Here is a 16,602-nt window from a genome sequence, read left to right as displayed (position 1 = left end):
TTACAGTCCGTCCCGGATCCGCTCCTCCGCATCGTCGAGCGCCGCTTCCCGATCGAACTCGTCGATAACCCGCTGCAGTTCCGCCTCGTCGGCGTCGGCCAACTCGCGGGCGTGCTCGGTCATGTTCGGCACGGCGCGGATGATGTTGTCCACGATCGGCACCTCGGCGACCCGCGGCGACCGCGAGAGGGGGTTCAGGTCGATTACGATCTCGATTTTCCCCATCTCGTTCAAGGCTTCGGCGCGGTCGCCATCCTCGAGCGGGACGAGCACGACGTCGGCGGCGTAAATGCCGTCCTCGTCGACCTTCGCGCGCTGGTGGTCGAGGTTCGGAATCCGCGCGTCGGCCTCGAGCCCTTTGACGTCCTCGGCGCCGTGCTCGCGCAGGTGCGCCGCGATCGCGCCGATCCGTTCGGGCGTGCGATTGAAGAGGTTGACCTCGAGGTCGGCGCCGGTCGCCGCCGCCAACTCGGCCATCTCGCCGGGGACCAGCGCGGCAACGTTACCGTTGATCGAGAGCACGGGGCGGTCGGCCAGCAGGAGGTGAGCCGCAGCCGCTCGTTCGGCGGCGTCTGCGCTCGGAATCGTCTTCTCACCGAGCAGGTAGTCGAACGCGCTCCCGCGGCCTTCGGCGTGCATTCCCTGTAAGTGCGTGATCCCCTTCTCGACACCCTTCTCGATCCGGTGGCGCGTCAGCAGGTCCTGGTATCTGGGGTGGTCCTCCGGTATCTCGTCTTCGTGCTCGACGTCGGCGGAGACGGTGTCGTAATCGGTCACGATCGATCACTGGATTCGGCCGATAAAAAACAGACCGATCCGTCGAATACTCGCGAGTCGAACAGGAGTTGGGTGTAGAAGCGCGGCGTCCTGACGACGGTCGGTTCGTCTCTCCGAGAGTGCATCTTATAAAGACACGATAGGCTTCGTGTGTAGTTACTCGCACCTACCGACGCAACTGCCACTATGGTCACGGACCCCTTGGAACGAGACCCAGCGAACGATGTTTCAGGCTCGGTCGACGAAGCGTACGCGGCCCACCTCGAGCGCAGTCGCACCGTCTGGAATCGCTGGAGCGACTGGTACGAGATGAGCGAACGGGACTTCGAACCGATGCGCGAGGCTGCGATCGATCGACTGGACCTCCGGCCGGGCGACCGCGTCCTGGAGATCGGCTGTGGGCCGGGCGTCAACTTCGAGCGGCTCCGCGACGACATCGGCGAATCCGGCGAACTCGTCGCCGTCGACTACAGCCCGGCCATGATCGACAAGGCGCGCGAGCGGATCGACGCCCACGGCTGGGAGAACGTCGACGTTCGTCGCGCCGACGCGACGACGGCCGAGTTCGAGGAGCCGTTCGATGCGGCGCTCGCGACGCTCTCACTCGCCGTCATGCCGGATATCCCGCGGACGGTCGAGACCGTCTATCGGTCGTTGGTTCCCAACGCGACGTTCGTCGTCGTCGATGTCAGACCGATCCCCGATGGCCCCGCTCGAGTCCTGAACCCGTTCCTCCGGCGGTTCTTGCGCTGGTACGCGAACTGGAACCCAGACGGAGACGTCGCGGCATCGCTCGAGACCGTCTTCGAGCGGAGTGAGATCGTCGACACCGGGGTGCACGGGACCGCGTACACCGTCGTGTGCGAGAAACGCGACGCGGACTGACGGAACCGGCGCTGTCGAAACACGTAGCATGCGACATTTTCTCACCCTCTGGAATAACTATAAGTTTCGGCGACACGTCCGGATGTATGCGAGGCGTGCACGAGCAGGCAATGGTTTACACGGAGTCGAGTCGAAGCACACCTCGATGGAGCCAGCTTCAGAGACGTTATCCAATCTTCCCCCGAGCGCCAAACTGGTGTTCAAAGTGCTCGAGTACAACGGTTCGCTAACCCAGGGCGAGATCGCCGACGAGACGATGTTGCCGCGCCGGACCGCCCGGTTCGGCCTCTCTCGACTGAAAGAGGGCGGGTTGGTCGAGGATCAGGTCTCGTTCAGGGACGCGCGCCAATCGGTGTACTCGCTGACGGAAACGGGCGAGCAAGCCGGAACGCCGTCTAACTGATGAGTGGGATTATCGTTCAATGACGGATACCTTCGTCGTCGTCGGCGGTGACGCAGCGGGTATGTCCGCGGCGAGCAAAGCGAAGCGCGACGATCCCGACCTCGAGGTCGTCGTCTTCGAGAAGGGGGAGTGGGTCTCCTACGGCGCCTGCGGCTTGCCCTACTACGTCAAGGGAGAGATCCAGTCGCTCGAAGCGCTCGTCTCGGTCACCCCGGAGGAGTTCCGCGAGGAGCGCGACATCGACCTCCGGACGGGCCACGAAGTCGTCGCGATCGATCCGGACGAGCGGACGGTCACCGCCGAGAGCGAATCGGGGACCGTCGTCCAGTCGTACGATCACCTGCTGCTCGCCACCGGTGCCGAGGCGGTCGTCCCGCCGATCGACGGCATCGATCGCGAGGGCGTCTACACCCTCGGCTCGATGAGCGACGGGAAGGAACTCCGGGAGTACGTCGCTCGAGCGCGCGAGAGCGAGTCGTTTCAACAGCCGGACCGCGGACCGGCTTGCCGATATCTCGAGGATTGCACCGGTCCCGTCGGCATCGTCGGCGGCGGCTACATCGGCCTCGAGATGGCCGAGGCGCTGGCCGCGAACGGGTTCGAAGTGCACCTGTTCCAGCGCGGCGACCGCGTGCTGACGGGCTTCAGCGAGGCGACGAGCGAGGCGGTCGCCGATCACCTTCGAGAGCGGGACGTAGCCGTCTATCTCGAGAGCGAGGTGGTAGCACTCGAGGCCGGAGGGGGCGTCGAGAGCGAGGACGCGGACGAGGACGGCGCCGTCGAGGCCGTCGTCACCGCCGACGAACGGGTCGGCGTCGAGATGGTGCTGGTCGGCACCGGCGTTCGACCGCGGACCGACCTCGCCGAAGCCGCCGGGATCGAACTCGGCCCGACGGACGCGATCGCGACGGACGACTATCGCGAAACGAGCGGTTCCGACGTTTACGCGGCGGGTGACTGCGCCGAGGCGACCCACACCGTCACGGGCGATCCGGTCTACGTCCCGCTGGCCCTGACCGCAAACCGCCACGGCCGTGCGGTTGGCCAGACGGTCGCCGGACAGCCCACCAAAGGGGGCGACGTCGCCGGGACGGCGGCCGTCAAGGCGTTCGACGTCGAGGCGGCGCGAACCGGCATTCTGGACCACGACGACGCGCTCGAGGCCGGGTTCGAGCCGGTCACCGAGACGATCGACGCGAAATCGCGCGCCGGCTACTATCCCGAGGGTGGTACCGTCACCGTCACGCTGACCGCCGACCGCGACTCCGGGCGCGTGCTCGGCGCGAGTCTCGTCAGCGAGTACGGCGAAGGCGCGGTCCACCGGAGCCACGCGATCGTCGGCGCGCTCGAGGCCGAGGCGACCGTCTTCGAACTGGAGAACTACGATCTCGCGTACGCCCCGCCGTTCAACACGACGTGGGACCCGGTGCTCGTCGCCGCGAAGGTGCTCGCCGGGAAACTGCGGTAGTCGGATCTGGAAAGGTCTGACCGACGGCCGACTACTCGCTCAGAAACGCCTCGAGGTGCTCGAGGTACGCCTCGGGGCGGTCCTCCGGCACCCAGTGGGTAGCCTCCTCGAGTCCGACGACGTCGGCGTCCGAGATGTCGTCCTCGAGGCGCTCGGCGTACTCGATGGGCTGGAACTCGTCCTCGGCACCCCAGAGCATGAGCGTCTCGGCCGTGATCTCGCTCGGATCGATCTCGGTGGTGTGGCTCGTGTTCGTCCCGATGGCGTTGCGGGAGAGCGAGACCATCGCCTCCTCAGAATCCCACTGAGCGACCATGCCGTCGACGAACTCGTCGTCCGGATCGTCGCCGTAGAGCGTGATTCGATACATCTTGCGGAGCATCTTTCGGAGTCCGTCGACGCCCCGCTCTTCGACGGTGTCCGGCAGTCCGAGATCGAGGATCGTGTCGACGGGCCACGAATCGTAGCAGACGGCGTTCGAAAGAACCAGTTTCGAGACCGAATCGGGCTGGTGTGCCGCGTACCGGAGGCCCACGCCGCCGCCGAGGTCGTGACCGACGAACGTGACTGACTCGAGGTTCAGTTCGTCGAGGAGGCCGTCGATCATCACTTCTTGGGCCCTGATCGAGCGATCGAAGCCGTCGTGCATGGCCGACTGTCCGTAGCCGACCATATCCGGGACGATAACGCGATACTCGTCGGTCAACTCGGGCGCGATGCGGTGCCAGAGGTACGACGAGGTCGGGATCCCGTGACAGAACACCACCGGCTCTCCGTCCCCTTCGTCGTAGTAGGCGACCTCGAGGTCGTGTTCGTCGACCGTAACCGTCGTCGATTCCTGTCGGTCGGACCAGGTCTCGTAGTCCATATCGCGAATCGCAGTCTCCGGTCGGAAAGGGGTTTGCGCGGCGACTGCGTGCTCGAGGTGCGGAGGGCGATCAGCGGAAGTGTGACTGTACTTGACCGCGTCAGCAGTACGCTCAGGAGTTGGATTCGACATCAGTCGCGTCTGATCGCCTCCGGTTCGTGGTCCGGCTTTTTTGTTCTGGTCCTCGTACGAGCGTCCGTGCACGAGTACCCACCGATCGAATCCTACGGCGTCGTCGGCAACCTCGAGACCTGCGCGCTCGTCGCGCCGAACGGCTCGATCGACTGGTTCCCGTTCCCTCACCTCGAGTCGCCGAGCATCTTCGCCGCGATCCTCGATACGGACCGGGGCGGTCGGTTTCGGATCGCGCCGACCGATTCCTTCGAGACGAGCCGGCGCTACGTCGACGACACGAACCTCCTCGAGACGACCTTCGACGCGACGGCCGGCACGGCGACGCTGACGGACTTCCTGCCCCCGGCCGGTCAGGTCGACCACCCGAAGAAGGTTCTCTACCGCAAGGTCTCCTGTACGGACGGCGTCGTCGACCTAGCGGTCGACCTCGAACCGCGGTTCGACTACGGACGCGCGGAGACATCGATCGAGTCGATCGAGGACGGGATTCTCGCCGAGGGCGGAGAGGAACGGACGCTGCTCGAGAGTCCGGTCGATCTCGCGATCGAAGACGGCCGGATCACCGGCGAGTTCTCGCTCGAGGCCGGCGAGACGGCCTGGTTCCTGCTCCGGTGTACGGGTGCCGAGGACGCGAATACGGATCCGGAGGCTGCGCTGGCGGAGACGCTCGAGTACTGGACCGACTGGGCCCACACCTGCGATCCCGGGGACGACTGCGCGTTCGAGGGGCCGTGGCACGATCACGTCGTCCGTTCCGAACTCGTCCTCAAACTCCTCACGCACGCTGAATCGGGGGCGATCGCCGCCGCACCGACCACCTCGCTGCCGGAGGATATCGGCGGCGTTCGAAACTGGGATTACCGGTTCAACTGGCTCCGGGATGCCGGTTTCACCGTCCAGGCCCTGATGAACCTCGACACCGCCGAGGAGGCGAACGACTACGTCGACTGGTTCATGGGCCTCTGCCAGGCGGACGACCCCGAAGCGATTCAACCGCTGTACGGCCTCCACGGCGAGTCAGACCTCGCGGAGCGAGAACTCGAGGAGCTCGAGGGCTATCGCGGCTCCTCCCCGGTCCGAATCGGGAACGGCGCCGCCGATCAGCGACAGCTCGACATTTACGGCGAACTACTGCTCGCCGTCGACGAGATGTGCCAGCACGGGCGGACGCTGGACGACGACGAGTGGGCGACGATCCGCGGTATCGTCGAGTACGTTCGCGACGTCTGGGACGAACCGGACGCGGGTATCTGGGAGGTCCGCGGCGGGGACGAACACTTCGTCTACTCGAAGGTGCTGTGCTGGGTCGCCCTCGACCGGGGGATCGCCATCGCGACTGACGGCGACCACGACGCGCCGCTCGAGGACTGGCGGGAGAGCCGCGAGCGGATCAGAGAGGACGTCCTCGAGAACGGCTACGACGAGGATATCGGTGCGTTCGTCCAGTCCTACGGGTCGGACGCGCTCGACGCGACGGGACTGTTACTTCCCGTCGTCGGCTTTCTCCCGTTCGACGACGACCGCGTACAGGGGACGATCGACGCGACCGAGCGGGAGCTACTCGAGGACGAGGTGTTCGTCAAGCGGTACGACGGCGACGACGGGCTTCCGGGGGACGAAGGCGCGTTCGTCCTCTGCTCGTGCTGGCTGATCGACGCGCTCGCGCTCTCCGGGCGCGTCGAGGAAGCCGAGTCCCGGTTCGAGACGCTGCTCGAGTACCTGAATCCGCTCGGACTCGTCGCGGAGGAGATCGATACCGAAACCGGCGCACACCTCGGGAACTTCCCGCAGGCGTTCAGCCACATCGGGATCGTCAACAGCGCCCTCTATCTCGGCTACGCTCGCGGCCACGAGACGTCCGGACCGTCGCCGATGGGAATTCGGCTCGGCGAGCCGATGGTCGACGCGGACGCGGACCGAACGTAGTTCCCCTGTCCCGGAACGCGAGTAGTATTCGGCCGACTCGAGCTGTCGTCGACCCGCCGAACCGAGAGCGACCGCACTCCGCTCTTCGGTCGCTCTCGACTGCGGGGACCGAACGGCGGGTGGATTAGAGCAGGGTCGAGAGCGCGAGGACGGCAGCCAGGCCGAGTGCCGGGTAGTCGACTCGAGAAAACGAAAGGTGGGGAAGCGTCGGGTTCCAGGCGAAACAGCGCGCCTGCATGGCGAGTGCGAGTCGATCGGCCCGATCGAACGCCCGCGTGAGACCGAGCAGTCCGATCGTGCTGGCGCGGTCGACGACGCCGCGTTCGTCGCCGAGTCGGGCGGCCATCGCGTCGCGGATCGTCCGAATATCGGCCTGCAACACGGGGAGAAATCGGAAGACGAGCGAGACGCCGACGCCGAGTAGCTGTCCGGGCTTTCCGGGGATCGTCCGCTGGATCGCGGCTCGAGACGCGCGTATCGGCGTCGAGCGGATGTATGCCGCGCTGACGAGCAGAACGAGCAGGACACGGTAGCTCGCGCGGGCGGAGTTCTCGGCGTCTCCGAGATCGAACCACGGCGAGCCGAAGGTGAGCCCCGCGAGCAGCGGCGCGAGTCCGAGAAAGACCAGTGCGAATCGGTACGCGTAGAGCGCCCTGAACACCGAGACACGAGCGGCGAGCAGAATCAGCGCGGCGATGACGGAGAGGGTTACCAACGCACGCGAGCCGGTGTGAGCCAGCGCGGTCGCGGCGAACCCGATCTGGACGCCCAGCTTCGAGCGGGGATCGAGCCGGTGGGCGAGCGTGTCGTCGGGGTCGTACGTGAGCATTGTCGAAATCGTGAGCTGTGACGGAGCGACTGTTCAGGCGTCGGGAACGCGAACCTCGAGTCCCGCGAGGTCCTCAAGTGCACCGTCGGGCGAATCGTCGACGACGACGCGGCCGTCCCGCATGGCGACGATACGGTCAGAGAGGGCGAGAACGTCCCGCAGGTCGTGGGTCGCGAGCAGAATACCGGTGCCGTCGGCGGCGAGGGACTCGAGTCGCGAGAGCACGGACCGTCGGGCCGGATCGTCGAGCCCGGTAAAGGGTTCGTCGAGCACGAGATGCGTCGGTTCCATTGCGAGCGCCCCTGCGATGGCTACGCGGGACTGCTCGCCGCCCGAGAGCTGATCGATACGCTCGTCCTCGCGGCCGGCCAGGTTGACCCCTTCGAGGGCCGCCTCGACACGTCTATCGATCTCCTCGCGCTCGAGGCCGAGGTTTTCCGGGCCGAAAGCGACGTCCGCGCCGACCGTCGCGGCGACGAACTGGTCGCGCGGGTGCTGGAACACCATGCCGACGCTCGAGCGCGCGGCAATGAGGTCCTCCGAAACGGACGTTCCGTTCACGAGAACGGTGCCGGAATCCGGCTCGAGGAGTCCATTGCAGTGTCGCAACAGCGTCGTTTTCCCGCTGCCGTTGGCACCCGCGAGGACGACGAACTCCCCGTTCGCGATCGAGAGCGAGACGTCCTCGAGGACGGAGACGTCGTCGAAGGCGTACGAAACGGAGCGGAATTCGATCATTTCGCCCCCACGATCACGACCGGATCGGTTCGATTCGACCGCTCTGGACGATGGCAATCGCGGCGGCCATCTTGAGCAGTTCGCCGGGGATGAACGGGAGCGCGAAGCCGGTGATCGCCTCCCAGGCCTCGAGTTCGAGCAGCCAGGCGGCGTAGGCCGTTCCCATGCCGTAGATGATGATCGTCCCCATCACGAGGGCCACGACGACGATCGGCAGCGGGACGGCAGCTGGATCGCGGAGATCGGTGCCGCGGTGAACGACGGCCCCGATCAGCGCCGCGGCGACGGGGTACGACCAGAGGTAGCCACCCGTCGGACCGAACAGCGTTCCGAGCCCGGCTTCCCACCCCGCGAAGACCGGAATGCCGATCGCCCCGGCGGTGAGATAGAGCAGCATCGACACCGATCCCCAGACGGGTCCTAGCACGAGACCGGCGAGAAAGACGAACAGTACCTGCAACGTGATCGGTGCCGGCGACAGCGGGAGCGGTATCGCGACGGGCGCTACTGCCCCGAGTAGCGCCGCGAGCACCGCTGCCCGAGCGAACTGCCGAACGACATCCCCATCCACGAGTTCCACCGAGTTCCCTTCCGTTTCCATGGCACCGACTCTCTCGTAAACCCAGTTCAACACTTCGGTTTCCGAGATGTTCGACAGTTCGCCGTCATATCCACCGTCTGGTAGCGATGCCGGTAGCGTGAGAACGGCACAAATAGGGGCGTTCCTGTCATCAATCCGAACGCTCGAGTCCCCGCTAGCCGATACCGATCGCGGACGAACCATCGCAGTCCGATCGCTCGATCGAAACCACGAATTCGTCGGTCTCGAGGAACGTAATGGATGATTGTCTCTCGGTACTAACTGAAACAACCGGCGTAGCTTAAGCACTCGTTCGGCCCGATGATTGAGAACTGATGCGATCTCTGAGTGTGATATTCGACAGTGGATGCCGGGGGAAAAACCGCGACCGACAGCCGACCTGCGAACGGAGCGATTCTCGAATTCCGTGGCAGCGGTCCGTGGCGGCTACCGATCGAGGAATCGAAACATGAACACGGGACGTGCTGCAGTCGCTGCGACGCTGTTCGTCGCGTTCCTGATGGTAACCAGTGTGATGGCGTTACCGCTGCTCGGCGCCACCGTTGCTCCGTTCGCCGGTAGTCAGGACGGAGCCGGCGATTCGAACGGCGATACGGCCGAGATCGATACCGGTGACGAGACCGCGGCGAACGGCGCCTCTGACGTCGAGGATGCCGACTCGAGCGAATCACTCGAACTGGTCGCGATGGAGCCGACGACGGCAGCCGCGGAAACGACTGATGCGGACGCGGCCGATGCGGTGCCGGAATCCGATGCTGCCGAGGGGACGGCAGCAACGAGCGCGGACCTCCAGACGGCCCTCGCCCAGGAGCAAGTGGACGCCGTTGAAACCGGCGTCGACGAGGGGATCGAACTCGCCCAGTCACAGGGCGTCAACGTGACCCAGGAGCAGCGAGCGGCGGCGATCGAGGGTGCTAGCGAGTCGGTTACGCAGCACCAGGAAGCCGACGTCGAGCAGGTCCAGGAGGCGACGAAAGGCGCGGTCCACGGCTCGCTGATGCAGTCACAGCAGGTCGAGGTCGAGCAGATTCAGTCCGCCGTCGGCGGCGCGACCGACGGCGCGCTCGCCCAGTACCAGACGGTCGAGGCCAGCCAGATGCAGGCTGCGACGTGGGGTGCGACCCATGGGGCACTCGCCCAGGAACAGCGCGTCGAGGTCGAGCAGATTCAGGTCGCAGCGCAGGGCGCTGCGGCCGGCGCCGCGTTCGAGGCCGGCGCACAGGAGATCAACGAGACGCCGAAGATTCAGGAGGCTGCACAGGGTGCTGCCTACGGCGCCCTCGCACAGTACCAGCAGATCACCGTCGAACAGCGCCAGCAGGTCACGCTCGAGCACGTCCAGCACGCCGCGGCGGGCGCGTCGGCCGGCGCGCTCGAGGGGGCCACGCAGGAGGCACTCGAGCAGACCCAAGACGTCGAGGTCGAACAGTACCAGCGCGTCGATATCAAGCAGATCCAGAAGGCCGCGACGGGTGGCGCGAAAGGCGCGCTCGTCCAGCAACAAGAAGTGACGGTCGAGCAGACCCAGTCCGCGGCGCGCGGAGCGAGTGCGGGAGCGCTGAAACAGGTCCAGACGGTCACCGTCGAACAGGTCCAGCGCATCTCGATCACGCAGATCCAGGAGGCCTCCTTTGGTGCGGCGAAGGGGTCGATCGCCCAGAGCCAGGAGGCGTCCGTCGAGCAGATCCAGACCGCGGCTGAGGGTGCCGCGGGCGGCGTGCTCGTCCAGCAACAGGAGATCTCGATTACGCAAATCCAGTACGCCGCGGTCGGCGCGGCCGAAGGAGCGATCGAGGGGGCGCTCCAACAACAAGTCGTCGAAGTCGAACAGATTCAGGCCGCCGCGTTCGGCGCGGGCGAGGGGGCCGTGATCCAGACGCAGGTCGTCGACGTCACGCAGGTCCAGATCCTCGCGAGCGGGAGCGCGAGCGGCGTGTTGATGCAACATCAGGAGGCGACGGTCCAGCAGATTCAGTTCGCGGCCAGCGCCGCCTGCCAGCAGACGGCCCAGCTGATCCAGTACCAGCAGATTAGCATCACGCAGCTGCAGATCCTGATCCAGGAGACCGCGAGTGACGCGACGGCGTACGCGGTTCAGGAGGGGATCGACGACCCGACCGAGATCAGTCAGTACGTCGAAATCGAAATTGAACAGCGGATCGAAGCGGTCGACGAACTCGAGGGCGAGGCGTCCATCGCGTTCGCCGACCAGGACAGCGACGGCGAGAGCGTCACCGTCGATAGCGTCGAACTCTCCGAGGGCGGGTTCGTGGCGATCTACGCCGGCGACGCCGCCGATCCGAACGGAGTGATCGGGGTCTCGAGCTACCTCGAGAGCGGTGAACACACCGACGTCGAGATCGCCCTCGAGGAGCCGATCGAGGGGGACCAACCGCTCGTCGCGGTGGCCCATCACGATACGACCGACGACGAGTCGTTCCAGTACGCGGCCTCGGACGGCGAGGAGGACGAGCCCTACGTCACCGAAGCCGGTGCACCGGTGCTCGATACGGCGCTCGTGACGGTCGACGCTCCCGACGATCCGGGCGAGCCCGATGACCCAGTTGATCCCGAAGCGACTCTCGCGGTCAGCGATCAGGAGGGTGACGGCGAGACGCTCGTCGTGGATGAAGCGAGTGCGGACACCGAGTTCACCGTCGCTGCGGCATACGACGGCGAGCAGGTCGAGAGCGACCAGTTCGCGGCGAACGAGACGCAGACGGATCTCGAACTGGCCCTCGAACCGCCGATCGAGGAGTCCACGACCGTCGACGTGAGCGTCGTCGGCGACGACGACGCGGAACTCGCGACCGAATCGATCGAGTACACGCTCGCGGACGAGCCGCCGGCCCCGGAGCCGGAGGCGACGCTCAACGTGAGCGACCAGACGGGCGACGGCGAGACGCTGACCGTCGAGGAGGCGAGCGCCGACGTGGACTACCAACTCACCGTGACCGACGAGGACGGCGAGCAGCGCGCCGCGAGCGAGACTTTCGAGGGCAACGAGACCGTCGAACTCGAGTCGCTCAACCTCGAGCCGCCGCTCGAGGAGAACGCGACGCTGGACGTGGCGGTCGAATCGGTCGGCGACGCGACGGATGCGGGTGGTGAGACCGAGACTCCGGGCGACGATACCGACGCAGACGCGGACGGCGTCCTCGCGAGCGAAACGATCGAGTACACGGTCGACGGCGGGGAGGCGTTCGAGGCGACGTTCGTTGACTGCACGGAGGCCGAAGTGACGGGCTCGTTCGAGGACGGTGACATGATCATCGTCACGACCGGATTCTACGAATCTGGCGGCTTCGGGAACACGATGGGCGAGTACGCGATTACGGTCGGCGACGACGTTGAGGCGCCGTTCGAGGGGACGATCACCTACGAGACCGGCGAGGAGTTCGCCGTCGAGGAGACGGCCGACGGCGCGACTGTGACGGTCCCCGAAGGTAACTTCGGAACCGCGATCACCGGCTTCTCCTCGCCCGATGCGATTCCGGGTTCGATCGACCATCCGAACCCCGACGCGAGCGAGTGCATCGAGGAGGTCCGGCCCGACCTGCCCGACCTCACCGTCGAGGAGACGGAGCCGACCGACGACGGGATCGACGTTACCTTCGGCTACGAGAACCCGAACGACGCCGAACTGCTCGTCGGCAGTGAGTTCCTCGAGGGAACGACCGAGGACGAGCCGGTCGATGCACTCGAGCCCGGAGCGAACGAGTTTACCGTCCAGTGGACGCCCGAGACCGACGACGAGCGACTCGTCTGGGCGGTCGACATGAGCAACTACGACTACGAGGCGGACGCGGTCGAGCCGGCCGCAACGGAGACCGCAGGCGAGATCGATCCGACGGAGGACGCCGAATTCTCGGTCGCGATCACGGGAACGAACGAGCCCGTCGAACAGGGTGAAACGCTCGAGGTCGGTGCCGAACTCGAGAACGTCGGCGAGGCGGAAGACAGCCAGGAGATCGAACTGGCGCTCGACGGCGAGACCGTCGATACGGCGGAGGTCTCACTCGAGCCCGGCGCCGTCGAAGAGACGACGCTGACGGCCGAGACCGACGACCTCGAGCCCGGCGAGTACACGGCTGCGGTCTCGAGCGAAAATGAAACGGCCGAGACCGTGGTGACGATCGAGGCGGCCGACGCGGACGAACTCGAGGGCGAAGCAACTGACGAGACCGACGAGCCAGCGGAGACGGAAACGGACGAGCCTGTTGACGAAGGGGCAGCTGATGATCCGGTCGAAGAGGCTCCAGCTGACGCGCCTGCCGACGAAGGGACAACTGACGGACCGGGCGATGACGAGACACCGACCGAGGAACCGCCTACGGACGCGGACGAGACGCCCGGCGATGAGCCACAGATCGAGGAACCGCCTACGGACGCGGACGAGACGCCCGCTGATGAACCACAGACCGAGGAACCGCCCACGGACGCGGACGAGACGGACGGTTCGGGTGACGAGCCCGACGAAGACATCCCTGAGACGAACGACGATGGTGGCGACGAACCGGCCGATTCGCAGCCGCCCGAAGACTCTGAGACTCCCGAGGTGCCCGAGGGACCGGCTCCTGATTCGGGTGTGGAACCGGCGGCGGCTGCGGCGTAGCCGACGCTAACAACGGAAATCCCGTCTCGAGCGAATCCTAAATCGGACGACGGACGACGCGCTATCGGTCGATCGACTTTCGCGGAAAACGTATTCGTCTGAGTCGTCGCTCGCAGTTCGAACCGCGATTAGTGCTGGTGGCCGGTCGCTTCGCCGTAGGTCACGCCGAATCGCTCCTCGAACAGATCCATGATGCGGTCCTCCTGAGCCTCGAGCTCTTCGTCTGCACCCTCTCCGTGGTGGACGATGTGGTGGGCGCGGCTGGCGAACGAGAGGAGTGTGATGTCGGCGATCGTTTCGGCGTCGGACTGGTCACCCTCGGCGACGAGATCGACGAGTCCGGACGGGATGGTTACGTCGTCGGTGCTGTCGTCGTCGGCGGTGATCTCGAACGTCGTCGTCTCGATGTCGTCTGTCATACCGCTACCGAAGTGAGGCGTCCGTAAAGGTGCTGTGGCTTGCGTCGGCGCGTCGGATCGGACGCCCGTGAGCCGCGTGGCGATACGCTCGTCGACGTCGGTTCGGGGACTCGCCGCCGACTTCGGTCCGCGATCTTCACTCGTCCGTCGCTGCAGCCTGTCGCACGGAGTCCCAGCGGCCGTTCGACTCGAGGTGTGACTGCAACTCGTCGGCGTACTCCTGCGTGAGTTGTTCGGCCGCGCGCTCCTGTTCGGCGTGGGAGTCGCCGCCGTCGCCGCCGCCCAATCCGAGCGCGCCCTTGATCGAGCCGAGAACGCCGCCGCCCGAGGAGCCGCCCTGCTGGCCCTGTGGCTGTCCGCCCATCCCCATCCCGGCGCCGATGTTCTCGAGTTCGGGGATGATCTGCTCGACCTTCTCGGTGTTGGCGACGATCCGCGCCCGATCGGGATCGTCGGGGTGTTCGATCTCGAACTCCGTCGCGGTCATGATCAGACTCCACTGCTGGCTGGAAAACTGCGACTCCACGATCCGCGAGGTGAACTCCTGATCGACGCTCATTCGCGCGCCGACGATCCGATCCGTCCACGGGTTGTCACTCATACACACTGGTTTGGAGGGCGACGCTATCAGGGTTTTCATCGCTCGCGGATCGAAGCGACCGCGAGTCGAGAGTCAATCGAGTCGCTCGGACGTCTCCGCGTATTTCCTCGAGAGTTCCACGTACCGGTCGGCCGTCCGCTCGAGTCGCGGATCGTCGATCGCGGTCTTCGGTTCGGCTGGCGCGCCGGCGACGAGCGTCGACGGCGGGATCTCGGTGTCTTCGGTGACGACGCTGCCGGCGGCGACGACCGCCCCCTCGCCGACGCGGGAGCCGTCGAGGACGACCGCGTTCATGCCGACCAGCGCGCGCTCGCCCACGGTCGCGTCGTGGACGATCGCGCTGTGACCGACCGTCGAGTAGGGCTCGAGTTCGGCGTCTTCGTGGAGGACGGCGTTGTCCTGGACGTTCGCCCCCTCGCCGACGACGATCTCGCCGTGATCGCCCCGCAGCGTCGTGTTCGGCCAGACGCTCGCGTCGGCTTCGACGACGACGTTCCCGATGACGACTGCGGCCTCGTCGACGTACGCTGAGTCGGCAATTTCTGGCTCCATCCCGTCGAACGATCGTAACATGCCTGTGTCTGCCGCGAGCACCGTCTTGAACCTGCCCATCGATCTTCGAGTGATTCGCGCTCGGAATCTCTCCCTGTTGAGTTGCCGGGTGTCCCGATGAGTTCGCGGTCCTCCGCGAGCCAGTACGCGTGTTGTGACACTCTCACGCACTGAAGTTCCAACATAATTTGGCAGTACGGCTAATGCACCACTCGTGAAAGTACCTGTTGACGGCGGACATCCGTCCCTCCGACTGGCGGCGATCCGTCGTCGTGTCATCCCACGCACCTCGAACCACCAGTTGGGGTTTTCACCCCACCACCTTCCTTCCACCTCTCTTCGAACGCGCCCCCAGCGCAGCGAGCGGTCGATCACCTCACTCGTCGGGAAGTCGCTCCGAGAGCCGGTCGAATCGCTCCTGTGCGCTCTCGCGTCGTTCCCGTTCCACCGACGGCCGATAGGTTAGCTCCCGAAGTTCGTCGTCCTCGAGTGCGACGTCGAAAACGGCCCCTTCGTGCCGGCCGTCTTCGGGCAGCGACTCGACCGCCATCGTTCGCTCGGCGACGACGGTGTCGCCCGCTTCGAGCAGAAGTACGGCGGTCTTCCCGTCGACGATTCGGTCGACGACCGCAGTGTCGGTCTCGGTCATGAGGAGACAGTAGGTGCGGACGGCGTATCAACTCCGGCCCCCGCCGACGGCTGTGGCGGCTGCAGTGACGCCGATTCCGATTCGGAGCCGGCTTCGTGTTTTCGCTCGAGCAGCGTCTCCGGATCCGTCGGTTCGTCGTGCTCGGCCGTCACCGAGACGTCGGTCCCGTCGGTCGTGAGGACGACGTCGCCGTGGACGGCCGTCCAGTACGTCACGATATCGCGGTCGGCGAACGACTCGAGCACCTCGTCGTGCGGGTGTCCGTACTGGGACTCGAGCGCGCTCGAGATGACCGCGACGTCCGGATCGACGCGGTCGAGGAACGGATCGGTAGAGGAGGTCGAGGAGCCGTGGTGTCCGGCCTGATAGACGTCGGCCGCGAGGTCGTCACCGTGAGCGCCGACCATCCGCTGTTCGGCGTCTCGCTCGGCGTCGCCGGTCGTCAAGTACGTGAACTCGCCGAATGCGACGCTGAGCGCGATGCTGTTGTAGTGGAGTCTGTCACCGGTTCCGTCATCGGGCGGATTGCGCACGCTCGCCTCGACGGCGTCGTCCTCGAGGGGTAACGTCGAGCCATCGCTGACCTCGAAGAGCCTGATCTCGTACGCCTCGACGGCGTCGAGGTACCTCTCGTACGTCTGGCTCGTGTGGACGACGCCCGAGTCGTAGGCCGCACCGACGCCCTCGCCGTGCTCCTCGAAGTGCTCGATGACGGCCGCGTGGCCGCCGATGTGGTCCGCGTGGGCGTGGGTCGCAACGAGGTGGTCGATCCGATCGATACCTTCGCGCTCGAGGTAGTCGATCACGCCCTGGCCGTCCTGTCGCCAGTCGCCCGTATCGATCAGTATCGTCTCGCCCGCCGGCGTGACGAGCAGCGTTGCGTCGGCCTGTCCGACGTCGATGTGGTGGATCTCGAGCTCGCCGTCGAGGTCGGCGCCGTCGCCGCTGGCGGCGTCTTCGGGGTTGTTACTCAGGCCGAACCCACCGATACAACCGGACAGGACGAGCAGTCCAGCAACCATCACGACCGCCAACCCGCGTCGCCGTCGCATACACGTCCCGAATACGCCGCCGGATATGTGGGTTTGGACCGTCTAGGACCGATAACTGTCGCGAAAATAAACACGTTCGACGCC

At 65.9% G+C, this 16,602-nt stretch carries 15 protein-coding genes; 5 read left to right on the top strand and 10 right to left on the bottom strand.

Features of this window, described 5'->3' with window-relative positions:
* A complete protein-coding gene (locus ACSFC5_RS05075) occupies positions 1 to 777 on the bottom strand; it encodes a 4-phosphopantoate--beta-alanine ligase (RefSeq protein WP_440764159.1) in 777 nt (258 codons plus the stop codon).
* 186 nt (positions 778 to 963) lie between these two features.
* Here ACSFC5_RS05075 and ACSFC5_RS05070 point away from each other — a divergent pair, with 186 nt between their 5' ends.
* The 3 genes from ACSFC5_RS05070 to ACSFC5_RS05060 all read left to right on the top strand — a co-directional run bounded on the left by ACSFC5_RS05070 (position 964) and on the right by ACSFC5_RS05060 (position 3,533).
* A complete protein-coding gene (locus ACSFC5_RS05070; protein ID WP_440764158.1) occupies positions 964 to 1,662 on the top strand; it encodes a class I SAM-dependent methyltransferase in 699 nt (232 codons plus the stop codon).
* 145 nt (positions 1,663 to 1,807) lie between these two features.
* Positions 1,808 to 2,065 carry a winged helix DNA-binding protein gene (locus tag ACSFC5_RS05065; protein ID WP_440764157.1) on the top strand — a complete coding sequence of 86 codons (258 nt, stop codon included), beginning with the start codon at positions 1,808 to 1,810 and terminating at the stop codon, positions 2,063 to 2,065.
* A 19-nt stretch (positions 2,066 to 2,084) separates the two neighbouring features.
* Positions 2,085 to 3,533, top strand: coding sequence for an FAD-dependent oxidoreductase (locus ACSFC5_RS05060; RefSeq protein WP_440764156.1), 1,449 nt, complete (start codon positions 2,085 to 2,087; stop codon positions 3,531 to 3,533).
* 31 nt (positions 3,534 to 3,564) lie between these two features.
* Here ACSFC5_RS05060 and ACSFC5_RS05055 read toward each other — a convergent pair whose 3' ends face one another.
* Positions 3,565 to 4,401: an alpha/beta fold hydrolase gene (locus tag ACSFC5_RS05055; protein ID WP_440764155.1), complete on the bottom strand. Its 837-nt coding sequence runs from the start codon at positions 4,399 to 4,401 to the stop codon at positions 3,565 to 3,567.
* Between the two features lie 198 nt (positions 4,402 to 4,599).
* Between ACSFC5_RS05055 and ACSFC5_RS05050 the strand changes: the two genes are divergently transcribed.
* Positions 4,600 to 6,462, top strand: coding sequence for a glycoside hydrolase family 15 protein (locus ACSFC5_RS05050; RefSeq protein WP_440764154.1), 1,863 nt, complete (start codon positions 4,600 to 4,602; stop codon positions 6,460 to 6,462).
* Positions 6,463 to 6,586: 124 nt separating this feature from the next.
* Here the strand turns inward: ACSFC5_RS05050 and ACSFC5_RS05045 are convergent, their stop codons facing one another.
* The 3 genes from ACSFC5_RS05045 to ACSFC5_RS05035 are packed head-to-tail and all read right to left on the bottom strand — an operon-like array spanning position 6,587 to position 8,630.
* Entirely contained in the window at positions 6,587 to 7,291 is a 705-nt protein-coding gene (locus ACSFC5_RS05045; protein WP_440764153.1) for an energy-coupling factor transporter transmembrane component T family protein, read from the bottom strand.
* A gap of 33 nt (positions 7,292 to 7,324) precedes the next feature.
* Positions 7,325 to 8,029: an energy-coupling factor ABC transporter ATP-binding protein gene (locus ACSFC5_RS05040; RefSeq protein ID WP_440764152.1), complete on the bottom strand. Its 705-nt coding sequence runs from the start codon at positions 8,027 to 8,029 to the stop codon at positions 7,325 to 7,327.
* 13 nt (positions 8,030 to 8,042) lie between these two features.
* Entirely contained in the window at positions 8,043 to 8,630 is a 588-nt protein-coding gene (locus ACSFC5_RS05035; protein WP_440764151.1) for a biotin transporter BioY, read from the bottom strand.
* A 448-nt stretch (positions 8,631 to 9,078) separates the two neighbouring features.
* Between ACSFC5_RS05035 and ACSFC5_RS05030 the strand changes: the two genes are divergently transcribed.
* Positions 9,079 to 13,245: a DUF7282 domain-containing protein gene (locus ACSFC5_RS05030; protein WP_440764150.1), complete on the top strand. Its 4,167-nt coding sequence runs from the start codon at positions 9,079 to 9,081 to the stop codon at positions 13,243 to 13,245.
* A gap of 128 nt (positions 13,246 to 13,373) precedes the next feature.
* Here the strand turns inward: ACSFC5_RS05030 and ACSFC5_RS05025 are convergent, their stop codons facing one another.
* From ACSFC5_RS05025 to ACSFC5_RS05005, 5 genes are all read right to left on the bottom strand, one after another.
* Positions 13,374 to 13,664 carry a DUF7545 family protein gene (locus tag ACSFC5_RS05025; protein ID WP_006090295.1) on the bottom strand — a complete coding sequence of 97 codons (291 nt, stop codon included), beginning with the start codon at positions 13,662 to 13,664 and terminating at the stop codon, positions 13,374 to 13,376.
* Between the two features lie 136 nt (positions 13,665 to 13,800).
* Positions 13,801 to 14,265 carry a DUF5799 family protein gene (locus ACSFC5_RS05020; protein ID WP_440764149.1) on the bottom strand — a complete coding sequence of 155 codons (465 nt, stop codon included), beginning with the start codon at positions 14,263 to 14,265 and terminating at the stop codon, positions 13,801 to 13,803.
* 72 nt (positions 14,266 to 14,337) lie between these two features.
* Positions 14,338 to 14,838, bottom strand: coding sequence for a gamma carbonic anhydrase family protein (locus ACSFC5_RS05015; RefSeq protein ID WP_440764148.1), 501 nt, complete (start codon positions 14,836 to 14,838; stop codon positions 14,338 to 14,340).
* Between the two features lie 355 nt (positions 14,839 to 15,193).
* A complete protein-coding gene (locus tag ACSFC5_RS05010) occupies positions 15,194 to 15,466 on the bottom strand; it encodes a DUF3006 domain-containing protein (RefSeq protein ID WP_440764147.1) in 273 nt (90 codons plus the stop codon).
* The gene (locus tag ACSFC5_RS05005) at positions 15,463 to 16,518 is read right to left on the bottom strand and encodes a ComEC/Rec2 family competence protein (protein ID WP_440764146.1); all 1,056 of its coding nucleotides are present in this window, start codon (positions 16,516 to 16,518) and stop codon (positions 15,463 to 15,465) included. The genes ACSFC5_RS05010 and ACSFC5_RS05005 overlap by 4 nt, the downstream gene beginning before the upstream one ends.
* Positions 16,519 to 16,602: the final 84 nt, after the last annotated feature.

This window comes from Natronorubrum marinum, from assembly GCF_052040125.1.
Classification (GTDB): Archaea; Halobacteriota; Halobacteria; order Halobacteriales; family Natrialbaceae; genus Natronorubrum.
The sequence above is the reverse complement of the archived record's forward strand: the minus strand, read 5'-3'. Positions and strand labels throughout refer to the sequence as shown.